This window comes from Pseudomonas amygdali, assembly GCF_002699855.1.
Classification (GTDB): domain Bacteria; phylum Pseudomonadota; class Gammaproteobacteria; order Pseudomonadales; family Pseudomonadaceae; genus Aquipseudomonas; species Aquipseudomonas amygdali.
In genome coordinates this window covers 1-13,257 of sequence record NZ_LKBW01000049.1, presented here as the reverse complement: position 1 = coordinate 13,257, position 13,257 = coordinate 1, and the positions used below count along the sequence as shown (strand labels likewise).

The following is a 13,257-nucleotide window of genomic DNA, read 5'->3' as shown; positions in this document are numbered from 1 at the left end:
CCGAGTCTGCCCAGGTGGCATGACTCAAACAAAAGGGTCTCCGAGAAACCCGGGGCGGTTCAGTGCCCTTGGTCACAACCACTTTGAGTTCATGGAAAAAGTCATCAATCGTTTTTCGACGTCGGGGGAAAGGGACCAGCAACTTGGACCTGACTATGCTACCTATAAAAGCCAGAAAAACGACTACATTAGAACTCTGTCAAAGGAAAAGTACGCCCTTGGCGAGGGTGACATTCGGGAAACCGGCATCCCCGCTCAAAAAACCACAAAACCCAAGGAAATCACCCTGGAAAGCCTGCGAGAAGACATGCGCAACTCGTTCATGAAGGCAATGGGCATCAAGAACTTCTCATCCCTGTTTGACGTTCTGTTCAAGAACCGGCGTTGACCGGTCAGGCATCGACACTCAGTGGCTGGAGCTCTGACGGCATATCCTGAGCGCTGGCCACGCAGTTGCGACCGGTGCTTTTGGCGAGGTACAGCGCCTTGTCTGCTTCGTGCAACCAGGATGAAGCATCCGGCAGTTCAGGAGAATAGGCGGCTATGCCGATACTCAGGCTGACCTTGAGATCGCGCTGCAAAGAGTAGCTCATTTCATCTATCGCCAGACGCGTGCGCTCCAGGATTTCCCTCGCTTGAAACAAGCGGGTGTCCGGCAGAATGACGCAGAACTCATCTCCGACACAACGTCCGATCAAATCCGAGTCCCGCAGGTTTTCCATCAGTGCTTCGCTGATGTTCTGCAGCACTGTGTCGCCCATGAGGTGGCCATAGGTATCGTTGATGACTTTGAAATGATCAATGTCGATCAGTGCGATAACGCACTGCTGATGCTGGTTCTGGCTTTTTACGTACTCCAGATCAAGCAGGTCTTTCCATGCGCCATGATTGAGCAGTCCAGTGAGGCTGTCGGTGCGGCTTATTTTGCGCAGGATGTTGCGATGCTCCCAGAGCTTCAGGGTGACCTGATGGCTCATCCAGCCGATGAAAATAGGGTAAATCACCAGTACGGGAAGGCAGGCGTAGATCTGTGCCATGTTGCCATGCAGATTGACAGCAGGGTTGAGCAACGCCAGCGAGATCAGTACACCCAATGCCTGTGCGCACAAGCCTTGCAGCATCAGGCGTGGCCCGGCAGCAGCCATGTTATGCATGGCCATCATCGCGATGACCGTAACGCCGGGAACGGCACTGAAGCCCATCGCGCCAATCCAGAACCCGCCCATCAGCGAATCGAAGAGCAGATTGCGCCATTCAGCCTGATAGGGTTCGCGCGACTTTTTCGCAATCTGGTAAGCAACATGTGGCCAGACCAAGGCATTGAGCAGTGCCAGCGTCCAAAGCCAGTGTGCGGCATTCACGTAATACAAAGACACAGCGACAGTAATAAAGCCAACGCTGACACCGAGAGATCTCGGCGCGTAGATCCGCTTGGCGAATGCCAGTCCCTTGCGGTGATATGAGCTCATAGTTCCTTACCGGACATAACGTCTTGAATCGGTCAGAAACCATGACTCCTTGACCGAAAGGCTGGAGTTTGAGCGTTCGACAGTGTCATGGGAAGAGCATTTTGCAGTGCTGTGTCAATTAGCTGCACATTGGGAAGGCTTGCATGTTCCTGAGTCAATTAACTGACAAAAACAGCCAGGAAACAGGTTCAAAAATATGACGAAACATACAAGCAGCGGCACACTGGAATAACCGGGCAGTGTAGTTGCGTCTTTGCAAAAGTACTGCCCCGGTGACATCCGGCTAATCGAGCCGTGCCAGGTTATGCGGCTGTCTTGTTTTTCTGAATCCCGGTCATCCAGGCGACAGCAATGGCCAGCAATGCAACGACGGCTGCGACATATCCAACTGCATTCAGGCCCAGATGCTCAATGGTCAGACCGCCGATGATCGATCCCAGACCTATACCTGCGTTGGCGGCCGAGACGTTCAAGGTTCCTGCCAGTGCCTGGGCCTGCGGTGCCGCTTTCATCACCCTGATCTGACAGATAGGGAACAACGCTGTGTGGGCAATACCCCAAATCACCAGCACCACGGCCAGTAACGGCATCGAGCCTGCGGCAGGTACGCTTGCGGTCATGCCCAGCGCCAGCAGCAGCGCAAACACCATGGTTGAGCCCAGCGGGCTGCGGTCCACATACCGGCCACCCAACGCATTGCCGATCAGGCCGACTGCACCAAAGCCCATTAACCACCAACCTACTTGAGCCGACTCGATACCTGCGATGCGTTCCAGCGTATCTGCCAGGTAGGTGTAGGCGCCAAACATGGCAGTGAACAGCAAAATGGACAGTAGCAGGTTGGCGAGGAACAGCGGATCTCGCAGGATTTTTGCCTGCTCGGCGAGGCCTACCTTTGCGGTAGGTTCAATACGTGGCATCGACAACGCCAGCAGCACTGCTATTAATGCAGACAGCAGCGTCAGCGCCCAGAACGCGCCGCGCCAGCCCACTGCATCGGCAAATACTGTGCCCAGCGGGATGCCGAACAGCATGGCTGCAGAGATACCGAGGTAGACCTGCGCCACAGCCTTGCCAGCGCGCTTCGGTCCGGCCAGCAGGCTTGCGGTTTCACTGGCGGTGCCCCAGAACACCGGCAACGCCAATGCTGGAATGAATCGCGCCAGTGCCAGCACCCAGATGTTGCTCGACACCGCAGCCAGAGCGTTGGAGGCCGCGAAAATCAGCAGGATGACGATGAACGTACGCTTGCGGTCCAGGTGCGAAAGCATGGCTGTCAGCGGCGGGCCAAACAGCATCACCGTGAAGGCGAATAGCGTGACCAGCAAACCGGCAGTAGAAATGGAAATTCCCAGATCGCGGGCCAGTGAAGGCAGCAGTCCTATGATGAGAAATTCGGTGGTAACGATTACGAAGCCAGCCAGCGCCAGGATCGCGATGGACAAGCCAGCACCGGTCGAGCTTTCGCTCTTGGTGCCGGAGGCGGCAGTTTCCAGAGACGGCATGATACGAACCCATAAAAAATAAGTTCGCCAGCTTATTGCAGAAAATGATTCCTATCTTTGGCAAATATTCCGTACATTGTGGACTTAAATTCACTAATTGGTCTTCCATGTGCTGTCCACTGACCGCCTCAAGGGCATCGAAACGTTTGTCGCCGTTGCCAATGCTGGGAGCTTTACGGCAGCCGCTGACCGCTTGAGTCTGACTAATTCCGCAGTCAGCAAAAGCGTTGCACGCCTGGAAAGCCGCCTGGGCATGCGTCTGTTCGAGCGCACTACCCGCAGTCTGGCGTTGACCGAGGAGGGTGCGGCCTATCATGCGGTATGCACGCGCATGCTTGCCGACCTGGAGGCTGCCGAAACCGCGCTGGCGGCGCAGCGTACAGAACCCGCCGGACAACTGCGTATCGATCTGCCTGCGACCTTTGGTCGTTTGCACGCGCTACCGCTGATCCTCGCCTTCACCGGGCAGCATCACAAGCTGCGCCCGCGGATAACCTTCACTGATCGTTTCGTTGACATTCTTGAGGAAGGTATCGACCTGGCCGTGCGCATCGGCGGTCCGCCTGTCTGGCCAGCGGGCGTGGCGCACCGTTACCTGGGCACCGAGCGGGTGATCTTTTGTGCTGCACCGGCTTATCTGGAGCGCCACGGCGTACCGACGACGTTCGAGGACCTTGCCAGTCACGCATGTATTCTGTTTGGTCGTGGCGATGGCAGCACCAGCCCTTGGTTGTTTGTTGACGACCAAGGGCAGCGTGAGGCTCGCGCTGTCGAAGCGCGGCTGGTTATCGGCAACGGCGAAGCCCAGGTGGCTGCGGTGACTTCGGCGTGGGGCATTGCGCAGCTGGCGACCTGGCTGATCAGGGAGCAGTTGCAGCGTGGCGAGTTGGTGGAGATCCTTCCACAACTGGCCACTGACGGTTTGGCGCTGCATCTGGCCTGGCCGCGCAACCGCGAGTCATTGCCCAAGGTGCAGGCGCTGGTTGAGCGACTGTCAGAGGCGTTGCGGGTGGATTAAGCCATACTGGTCAGAGCCACCCGATGCTCGAATCATTCGCCTATGACGGCCTTCACCAGCGCTGCGTGTTCCTTCGGGTTTTTCGCGTTGGAGACCACGTTGAGCACGGCTGCGCGGGCACCCGAAGCGGCAATGATCGATGTGCTCAGAACCTGGGCGTCGCTCATGGTCGCGGAGGTATCCAGCTGCCGTACACCCAGACCGTTCTTCTTGACGATCTTCTTGTCACCCAGCTTTTTGAAGTCTTTGTAGCCGGTACTCTGCTGGGCAAGTATCCCGGTGACCAGGCCATCAAGCACTACGCCGTCGTTGTCGCTGGCCTGCACGCCCATTGGCATAGGCGTCTCGGTAACGATTAGCACGCGCTTTTCAGCGGCATTGGTGTAGAGCGCACCCGTCACCCCCTGAGCCTTGGCCTTCGCGTCAATCTCGGGCATCTCGCCCTGCACGTAGCCCGCAGGAATGGTAAACGTCAATTTGCCACCCAGCAGCGAAGCCTTTTGTACCGCAGCGGCAGCAGGCGCGGCGGCCTGGGGCTTGGTCGCGGCCTGAACGCTGACCATGCTCTGGCAGGCTGCCAGTGCGACACACACAACGATTGCCTTGAAACCGAAAGACCGCATGGAAATTCCTTTTTTGTCTGTTAAATGGATCGAGTAAATGAAGGCCTGTGTGCCCGAGGAATGTGAGTGGCCCGGCAGGTAAAAGTGCCCATAAAAACGGCCAGCAGGATCACTCCGGCTGGCCGTCCTTTATTGCGTTTCGCTTACTCGGCGATCTGCAGTTTGCGCGACTCGGTATAGACGTAACGCACTTTCTCGTACTCGAATGGCGAGTTCAGCTGGCCATAACGGAAGCTGGTGACATACCGGCGATCAATCGCACGCAGCACGGTGATTTCCGGATGGTCGTCGCTGACTTCGGCAACGTTCAGGAAGTTGATCTGGTTTTCAGCCGTGTAGTCAAACAGCATACCGCCCGTGTCACGCAGGTTCGATGGACCGAACAATGGCAACACCAGATAAGGGCCGGCAGGAACACCATAAAAGCCCAGCGTCTGGCCGAAGTCTTCGCTCTGGCGCGGCAGGCCCATCATGGTCGCCGGGTCCCAAAGACCGGCGATGCCGATGGTGGTGTTGAGCAGCAGACGACCGGTTGTGTCCAGCGAACGCTCACCCTTGAACTGCAGCAGGCTGTTCAGCAGGTTGGAGACGTCCCCCAGGTTGCTGAAAAAGTTGCTCACGCCGCTGCGCACGAAGCCGGGTGTGATATAGCGATAGCCGTCCACGACCGGCAGGAACACCCATTCATCAAAGCGGTAGTTGAAGTGGTACACCCGACGGTTCCAGGATTCCAGCGGGTCGTAGACTTCCAGCGCGTTAATGGAGGCGCGCTCGAATTCACGCTGATCCAGCCCCGGGTTGAATTGCAGCGACTTCAGCGGCTGGGTGAAACCGTCAGCATCGGTCTGACGGGCCACAGTGGCCGGGTGTTGAGCCTTGTTGCTGGTATCCGCGTCAGCGGCCTGGACTGTGCCGGCACAGAGCAGAGCGGCAAGAAGTAAAAGACGTTTAGCCACGGAAAAACTCCAGCATGGCGTCGGTGTTGACGCGGTAATTAAGGTTGCCGCAATGCCCGCCGTACGGATAAACGGTCAGACGATCCCCGAAGGTCTTGCGCAGGAAGCCCAGATCACCCGAGCCCAGAATCACATCGTCAGCGTTGTGCATGACGGCAATCTTGGTGTTGCTGTGCAGATAATCCTTGAGTGCGTAAAGACTGACCTGGTCGACCAGTTGCAGCAGGCTACCGCCGTCAGTGCGGGCGCGCCACATCGGAATGACCTGTTCGGTCAGGTAGCAATCGAAGTCGCATTGCAGGGCACGCTTGAGGAACGGCGTCAGGCTGGTGCCTTCAGAGATAGGGAATTTCGGTGGCGTGATCAGACCGCGGCGGTTGATCAGGTCCGAGGTGAACGCGATGTCGGCCGACGAGAAGCGGAACGAGGTACCGATCAGCATCGCCATCTGCTCATTGGTCAGGTGCTGCTTGGACTGCTGAAAGTCGAACAGCAGTGCATCGTTGAGGTCGATGTAACCCTTTTGCCGGAAGTAACGGGTCAGCTTGGCCAGCACCAGCTCGTAGAACGTGGTGGTGTTGTTGATGCCCTTGACGTTGGTCTGCACCAGTTTGTCGAGGTTGCTGATCGAGGTGTAAAGGTTGACCGGCGGGTTGAGCAGCAGCACTTTCTTGAAGTTGAAGCTGCGGCGGGTTTCATCCAGTTTGCTGACGAAGGCGGCATTCAGTGCGCCGAGGCTGTAACCGGTCAGGTAATAGTCGGTCACCGGCAGTTGCGCCTGCTGGGCACGAATGGCCTGCATGACGCGATAAATGTCTTCTGCGTCGTCGGTGGAGACACCAGGAGTGGCAAAGCGCGAGGCCGAGCTCATGAAGTCATAGCTGGTGGGCGAAGACAGCTGCACCACGTGGTAGCCCGCGCCGTAATAGAGTTTTTTCAGGAATTCATTGATGGTGCTGTTATACGGCGCACCGGTGCCGGCGATCAGGAAGATCAGCGGGGCCGCGTGGTCCTGCTTCGCCAGGCGATAGTGCAGCTTTTTTACCGCCCAGAAGTTGTCCGGCAGGGTGAACTCGCGCTCGGGGTGCAGGTTCAGGGTGTAGACGTCCTGATCGATGTCTTCATCGTCAGGCAGATCGGGGCGCAGATCGGGCGGTGTGGTCGCAATGGTCGCTTCAAACGGATTAGTCAGCGGGTAGCCATAGGTGGCAGAGTCGACGGTGGTTGCCAGAGCGGACGCACTTAAACACAAGCCACCTATAACGGTAGCGAAGCGCAGAAAACGGAGCATGACTAAATCCCTTGGGAAAGAAGTGCTGATGAGATACGCAGGCTATGACCAAGGTGTAGTGCCAAAGTGCCGCATCCACCGGTTAACCGTGTAAATTATGACGGAACAATACACGTTCTTTGGATTTTGCAATGCAGTTATGCGGTTTATTTTTCGCAGGCGACGTAGATTGGCTCGGTTTGACCATACAGGCGGGGGACTGACTGCCGCTACATGCCGCTACGCTGCAGCTTCCTGGGGACGAAAAACACAAAGGAGAGCCGTAGCTCTCCTCCAATGTGTTTTACCTGCTCTTTTTATTGTTGTAGGGCGGCCTGTTATTGTTGTTGGCGGCCAGTCCCTTTACAGCGTTGTTGGGCGACCCCCATTCGGGGTCAAGAGCAAACGTATTTTTTTGAGCGCTGACTCGCTTTAATCACCTGTCTGCACAACATCGTGATCCCACCGGTTCGGGAGCTACCTGAAGGTAGTTTTATTGCTCTCTGTCCGGTCGCGAGGCCTTTCACCGAAAGGTCCCTGTAAAGCTGATCCACTCCAAAAAAATCTGTTAGCTGCGCCTCTGTCCGTTTTGTTCTTGTTATGTCAGAGCCGTTACGTCTTGTTTTTATTGGTTTGCCGCTTCGTTTCTTGTTTTTGTTGTACAAGAGAGATAGCAGAAGCTGTGCCAACTTTTCAAAGTGCTTTTAAAACAACGATTTAGCTGTTCTGCGGGAAGAGGTGAGTGGGCTGCGCTGGAAAAACTGTTCCCGTGTTACCCGTTCGGGTCGGTGGATGTGAGTCGGCGGTAACACATCCTGTTTCCTTTTATAAAACGAGCAGGCTGAGACGTTTTTCAGCAGCGCTTGTCGCTGATGACTGCATGTTGTCGTTTCCCGTTGCCCGAGTGTCGTAGCCAGAGCATGTCTGCTTGCCCGGCAGGTTGATGATGACGGTGGCAATTTGCTGCGTGTCACTGCGCGTGGCGGCGATCAGAGCGCAGCGTGCCCCGAAACTGGACGCTCAGCGTTATACATCAGCCCCGGAGAGCCCGGGAAGTGATGCTTTCAAGCTTCTGACCGCAGGGCGTGGGAGCGAACTTGTTCGCGAAAGGGCCGGTACAATCTCTGAATATGCATCGTCTGAGATACAGCCTTCGCGAACAAGTTCGCTCCCACGGCCTTCAGCCAGCATCACAAGCAACGTGTGTATGACGATGAGAGCCAAGCGTGGGTGTGCGCTTGAAAACAACGTTGACGAAGCCCGACAACCGTCGGTGCAGACTTCCGGGGAAGCGACAATGATGATGCGAAAAATACTGGGGGCGGGTGCCGCTCTGGTGCTTGCTGTCAGCTCCACGCTGGCGATTGCTGAAACCAAGACCCTGACCATCGGCTATGTGGAAGGCTGGTCCGACAGCGTCGCCACCACCTTCGTGGCTTCCGAAGTGATCAAGCAGAAGCTTGGCTACGACGTCAAACTGCAATCGGTCGCGGCCGGGATCATGTGGCAGGCCGTGGCCACCGACAAGCTCGACCTGATGTTGTCTGCCTGGCTTCCGGGCACCCACGGCGAGTATTACACCAAGTACAAGGATCAGGTCGTCAACTACGGGCCCAACTTCAAGGACGCCAAGATCGGCCTGATCGTGCCTGAATACGTGAAAGCCAAGACCATCGAAGACCTCAAGACCGATGCTTCCTTCAACAAGAAGATCACCGGGATCGATGCAGGTTCAGGGGGCATGCTCAAGACGGACCAGGCCATCAAGGACTACGGTCTGGACGGCTACAAACTGCAGGGGAGTTCCGGAGCAGGCATGATTGCCGAACTGACTCGTGCGGAGAAAGCGCAGAAAGCCATCGTCGTCACCGGCTGGGTGCCGCACTGGATGTTCGCCAAGTGGAAACTGCGTTTCCTGGAAGACCCTAAAGGCGTTTACGGTGCAGCTGAAACCGTCGACAACGTCGCCAGCCTTGGCCTGGAGAAAAAAGCCCCCGAGGTCGTGGCCTTTCTGAAAAAATTCCAGTGGGCATCCAAGGATGAAATCGGTGAAGTGATGCTGGCGATTCAGGACGGTGCCAAACCTGAAGCCGCTGCCAAGGACTGGGTAGCCAAGCACCCGGATCGGGTCGCCGCATGGACCGCTAAATAGTTCTGCAGCCCTCTGCAAAAGCCGTTTCAAGGCCGTCTGGTGCCATCGCCAGACGGCCTTTGCCTTTTCTGGATTACGGTATTTTCTGCACAGGCTGACTTGTGGCGGACCTGTGCCGTGCAAAGAGGTTCATCTGCGGCTAGTGTCGTTCTAATACTAAGGTCGTCTGGAGTGCGCGCCGGACCCGACTAAAGTGCGTTACGTGACATCTCATCTGTGCTGCGAGGACAAAAACAATGAACGACAGCATTTACCTCTCGATTCAAAACAGCCCGCGTTTCAAGGAGCTGGTATCCAAAAGAGAGCGGTTCGCCTGGATTCTCTCGGCGATCATGCTTGGCCTGTATGCGGCCTTTATTCTTTTGATTGCGTACGGACCCCATATTCTGGGAGCCAAGTTGAGCCCGACTTCAACCATTACCTGGGGAATGCCGATAGGCGTAGGGCTGATCCTCTCCGCGTTTGTGCTGACCGCCATCTATGTTCGCCGTGCCAATGGTGAATTCGATGATCTGAACAACGCCATCCTGAAGGAGGCTCAGCAATGATCCGGCGCCTATCAGCAGCACTTGGCCTGGCCACATTCGCGCCGACTCTCTGGGCGGCAGACGCATTGACGGGCGCCGTGCAGAAGCAACCCCTTAACATCGCCGCGATTGTCATGTTCGTGGTATTCGTCGCCTTCACGCTGTACATCACCTACTGGGCGTCGAAAAAGAACAAGACCGCGTCGGACTACTACTCGGCAGGCGGCAAGATCACCGGTTTCCAGAACGGTCTGGCAATTGCCGGTGATTACATGTCGGCAGCGTCCTTTCTGGGTATTTCCGCACTGGTCTACACCTCCGGCTACGACGGCCTGATCTACTCGATCGGCTTTCTGGTGGGCTGGCCGATCATTCTGTTCCTGATCGCCGAACGCTTGCGTAACCTGGGTAAATANATTCGCACCTTGTCCGCCTGCGGCTCGCTGGTGGTAGTGGCGTTCTACCTGATTGCGCAAATTGTCGGTGCCGGCAAGCTGATCCAGCTGCTGTTCGGTCTGGACTACATGGTTGCGGTGGTACTGGTCGGCATCCTGATGTGCCTTTACGTATTGTTCGGCGGCATGCTGGCCACTACCTGGGTGCAGATCATCAAGGCGGTCATGTTGCTGTCCGGTGCGTCGTTCATGGCCCTGATGGTTATGAAACACGTTAACTTCGACTTCAACATGCTGTTCTCCGAGGCGATCAAGGTTCACCCTAAAGGTGAAGCGATCATGAGCCCTGGCGGTCTTGTGAAAGACCCGATTTCAGCGTTCTCGCTGGGTCTGGCGCTGATGTTCGGTACTGCTGGCCTACCGCACATTCTGATGCGCTTCTTCACCGTGAGCGATGCCAAGGAAGCCCGCAAGTCCGTGCTGTACGCAACCGGCTTCATCGGCTACTTCTACATCCTGACCTTTATCATCGGTTTTGGCGCGATCCTGCTGGTCAGCACCAACCCGGCGTTCAAGGATGCAGCGGGTGCCTTGCTGGGCGGTAACAACATGGCAGCGGTTCACCTGGCCGATGCTGTCGGTGGCAGCCTGTTCCTGGGCTTCATCTCGGCAGTCGCCTTCGCCACCATTCTGGCAGTGGTTGCCGGTCTGACCCTGGCAGGTGCTTCGGCGGTCTCCCATGACCTGTATGCCAGCGTGATCAAAGCGGGCAAGGCCAACGAGAAAGACGAGATCCGTATCTCGAAAATCACCACCATTGCGCTGGCAGTCGTGGCGATCCTTCTGGGTATTGCCTTCGAAAGTCAGAACATCGCGTTCATGGTGGGTCTGGCGTTCTCGGTCGCTGCAAGCTGCAACTTCCCGATCCTGCTGCTTTCCATGTACTGGAAAAACCTGACCACCCGTGGCGCCATGATTGGTGGCTGGATGGGCCTGATCAGCGCCGTGGTGCTGATGATCCTGGGGCCAACCATCTGGGTGCAGATACTGCATCACGAGAAAGCCATTTTCCCTTACGAATACCCGGCGCTGTTTTCTATCGCCATCGCCTTCGTAGGTATCTGGTTCTTCTCCATCACCGACAAGTCGAAAGCGGCAGAGGGCGAGCGCGCCTTGTTCTACCCGCAATTCGTCCGGTCACAAACAGGCCTGGGTGCCAGCGGTGCGGTTTCGCACTAAGTGCTGAAGCAGTAAATGAAGCAGCCTTCGGGCTGCTTTTTCATGGGCCATAAAAAAGCCCCGCCTGGAGAGGCGGGGCTTTTGCCTGTTGCTTGAAGCAACAGGTTATATTTTGCCGAGCAATACCAGAATCAGCAGGATCACCAGGATAGTACCGATGATGCCCGACGGACCGTAGCCCCAGCTGCGCGAGTGCGGGAATACCGGCAGACCGCCAACCAGCAACAGAATCAGAACGATGATAAGAATAGTGCCGATGCCCATGATGAGTTCCCTCTTTCATTTAAGTTAGTTAACAGATGCAGTACAGAATTTCATACCCAACGGCACTGAATTTGCCTGCTTGACTCATCGGACTATGGCCACTCGGGAAAGGTTTCATCTATTTTTAATAATTTCTTACATATCTAAAAAATCATTAAAATCATGGACTTGATGTGTTTTTGTCCGACAATAATTCGGGTCTAGTTGATGGAAAGTGCCTGAAATGATCTTAAAAATAATTGAACTAAATGGCGTAAAAATTCTCCGCTGATTTGCACAGATGATCTGATTGAAATCCAGCAGAGGGCGCGCAGATGTTTTATCGAGTGGCGGCAGATGCCGTGGTCGCGTTTCATCTACTGTTCATCGTATTCGTGCTGTTCGGCGGTCTGCTGGTAGTGAGCAGGCCGTGGCTGGCATTACTACACGTTCCGGCAGTTGCGTGGGGGGCTGCGGTTGAGTTTCTGCATCTGTACTGCCCACTGACACCGCTGGAAAACACACTGCGCCGCACAGCCGGTGAGCAAGGATATGACGGCGGCTTCGTCGAGCATTATCTGATTCCGCTGATCTACCCTGTCGGGCTTACGCCGGGCATACAGCTGTGGCTGGGGGGCATTGTGCTGTTGGTCAATGTGTCGGTGTACGGCCTGTTATTGATGCGTTTCGTATCACGCGTGCGGCATTCATGAGCTTCGGGTTTGCTCCAGGCATTCAGCGCCTTGATGGTGGGGTTGTAGGGCCCCGGCTGTGATTACACTCAGGCAACTCCTGCACATCACAAGGCACTCGGCTATGCAAAACCGCATCATGATTACTGGCGCCGGCTCAGGTCTGGGTCGTGAAATTGCACTGCGCTGGGCGCGTGAAGGCTGGCGGCTGGCGCTGTCGGACATCAACGATGCCGGTCTGCAGGAGACCCTGACGCTGGTGCGCGAGGCGGGTGGTGACGGGTTCGTTCAGCGTTGCGATGTTCGCGATTACAGTCAGCTCACGGCGTTTGCTCAGGCATGTGAAGAGCGACTGGGCGGCATCGACATCATCGTCAACAACGCGGGCGTGGCATCGGGTGGCTTCTTCAACGAGCTGTCGCTGGAAGACTGGGACTGGCAGATCGCGATCAACCTGATGGGGGTCGTCAAAGGCTGCAAGGCGTTTTTGCCTATGTTGCAGGCCAGCAAAGGCAAAATCATCAACATTGCGTCGATGGCCGCGTTGATGCAGGCCCCGGCGATGAGCAATTACAACGTCGCCAAGGCAGGGGTTGTGGCACTTTCCGAAAGCCTGCTGGTTGAAGTGCATGATCAGGGCGTCGCCGTGCATGTGGTTTGTCCGTCGTTCTTTCAGACCAACTTGCTGGATTCGTTTCGAGGCCCGACGCCTGCCATGAAAGCGCAGATCGGCAGACTGCTGGAGAAGTCACCGATCACTGCCGCAGATATTGCCGACTACATCTTCAGGCAAGTAGCCGCAGGCGAGTTCATGATCCTGCCCCACGAAGAAGGCCGAATGGCCTGGGACCTGAAGCGCAACCAGCCACAGGCGATGTATGACGAAATGACCATCATGTGCGCAAAGATGCGCGCCAAGGCGCAGAAAGGGCATGCCTGACACAGCTCAAAAGCGGACGCGAGCATCTCACTATCGTGCGACGTTTCGGGCCGGAATGCCGTTGCGTACGTTGACTATCGTGCGACGCTCCGCGTCGCATGCCGTTCCGGATGCTCTGCGTCCTCTTGCGACGCAGAGCGTCGCGACCTGCATTCCCACGCTGGAGTGGTATGCCCCCCGAAGGTTGGACAATTATCCACTTACGCTGCCTTGGCGGCCTGCATCCTG

Annotated in this window: 12 protein-coding genes and 1 pseudogene; 7 read left to right on the top strand and 6 right to left on the bottom strand. The window is 56.3% G+C overall.

Annotated elements, in window-relative coordinates; translation table 11 throughout:
* A pseudogene (locus AO277_RS05680) lies at nucleotides 1–388 on the top strand (hypothetical protein); the annotation flags it as partial.
* A gap of 4 nt (nucleotides 389–392) precedes the next feature.
* Here AO277_RS05680 and AO277_RS05675 read toward each other — a convergent pair.
* The gene (locus AO277_RS05675) at nucleotides 393–1,469 is read right to left on the bottom strand and encodes a diguanylate cyclase (protein WP_044319681.1); all 1,077 of its coding nucleotides are present in this window, start codon (nucleotides 1,467–1,469) and stop codon (nucleotides 393–395) included.
* A gap of 302 nt (nucleotides 1,470–1,771) precedes the next feature.
* Complete coding sequence (locus AO277_RS05670; protein WP_044319682.1) at nucleotides 1,772–2,974, bottom strand: MFS transporter; 1,203 nt, start codon at nucleotides 2,972–2,974, stop codon at nucleotides 1,772–1,774.
* Between the two features lie 109 nt (nucleotides 2,975–3,083).
* On the opposite strand from AO277_RS05670, the gene AO277_RS05665 reads away from it, so the two are divergent.
* Entirely contained in the window at nucleotides 3,084–3,992 is a 909-nt protein-coding gene (locus AO277_RS05665; RefSeq protein WP_044319686.1) for a LysR family transcriptional regulator, read from the top strand.
* Nucleotides 3,993–4,024: 32 nt separating this feature from the next.
* On the opposite strand, the gene AO277_RS05660 is transcribed toward AO277_RS05665, so the two are convergent.
* The 3 genes from AO277_RS05660 to mlaY all read right to left on the bottom strand — a co-directional run bounded on the left by AO277_RS05660 (nucleotide 4,025) and on the right by mlaY (nucleotide 6,862).
* On the bottom strand, nucleotides 4,025–4,615 hold the full coding sequence (locus AO277_RS05660; RefSeq protein ID WP_044319683.1) for a DcrB/PsbP domain-containing protein: 591 nt from the start codon (nucleotides 4,613–4,615) through the stop codon (nucleotides 4,025–4,027).
* Nucleotides 4,616–4,758: 143 nt separating this feature from the next.
* Entirely contained in the window at nucleotides 4,759–5,571 is an 813-nt protein-coding gene (locus AO277_RS05655) for an MlaA family lipoprotein (RefSeq protein ID WP_005733992.1), read from the bottom strand.
* Nucleotides 5,564–6,862 carry a lipid asymmetry maintenance lipase MlaY gene (mlaY, locus tag AO277_RS05650; RefSeq protein ID WP_005733991.1) on the bottom strand — a complete coding sequence of 433 codons (1,299 nt, stop codon included), beginning with the start codon at nucleotides 6,860–6,862 and terminating at the stop codon, nucleotides 5,564–5,566. The genes AO277_RS05655 and mlaY overlap by 8 nt, the downstream gene beginning before the upstream one ends.
* Nucleotides 6,863–8,138: 1,276 nt before the next feature.
* Here mlaY and AO277_RS05645 point away from each other — a divergent pair.
* The 3 genes from AO277_RS05645 (at nucleotide 8,139) to AO277_RS05635 (ending at nucleotide 11,154) form a co-directional block, all read left to right on the top strand.
* Nucleotides 8,139–8,993 carry a glycine betaine ABC transporter substrate-binding protein gene (locus AO277_RS05645; RefSeq protein ID WP_044319687.1) on the top strand — a complete coding sequence of 285 codons (855 nt, stop codon included), beginning with the start codon at nucleotides 8,139–8,141 and terminating at the stop codon, nucleotides 8,991–8,993.
* Between the two features lie 236 nt (nucleotides 8,994–9,229).
* Complete coding sequence (locus tag AO277_RS05640; protein WP_002552552.1) at nucleotides 9,230–9,541, top strand: DUF485 domain-containing protein; 312 nt, start codon at nucleotides 9,230–9,232, stop codon at nucleotides 9,539–9,541.
* On the top strand, nucleotides 9,538–11,154 hold the full coding sequence (locus tag AO277_RS05635) for a cation acetate symporter (RefSeq protein ID WP_099258817.1): 1,617 nt from the start codon (nucleotides 9,538–9,540) through the stop codon (nucleotides 11,152–11,154). Before AO277_RS05640 ends, AO277_RS05635 begins: the two co-directional genes overlap by 4 nt.
* A gap of 105 nt (nucleotides 11,155–11,259) precedes the next feature.
* On the opposite strand, the gene AO277_RS05630 is transcribed toward AO277_RS05635, so the two are convergent.
* On the bottom strand, nucleotides 11,260–11,418 hold the full coding sequence (locus AO277_RS05630) for a DUF3309 family protein (protein WP_002552554.1): 159 nt from the start codon (nucleotides 11,416–11,418) through the stop codon (nucleotides 11,260–11,262).
* A 314-nt stretch (nucleotides 11,419–11,732) separates the two neighbouring features.
* Between AO277_RS05630 and AO277_RS05625 the strand changes: the two genes are divergently transcribed.
* Nucleotides 11,733–12,110 (top strand): DUF2784 domain-containing protein, encoded by a 378-nt coding sequence (locus AO277_RS05625; RefSeq protein ID WP_002552555.1) that lies wholly within the window; start codon nucleotides 11,733–11,735, stop codon nucleotides 12,108–12,110.
* Nucleotides 12,111–12,213: 103 nt separating this feature from the next.
* A complete protein-coding gene (locus AO277_RS05620) occupies nucleotides 12,214–13,029 on the top strand; it encodes an SDR family oxidoreductase (protein ID WP_002552556.1) in 816 nt (271 codons plus the stop codon).
* Nucleotides 13,030–13,257: the final 228 nt, after the last annotated feature.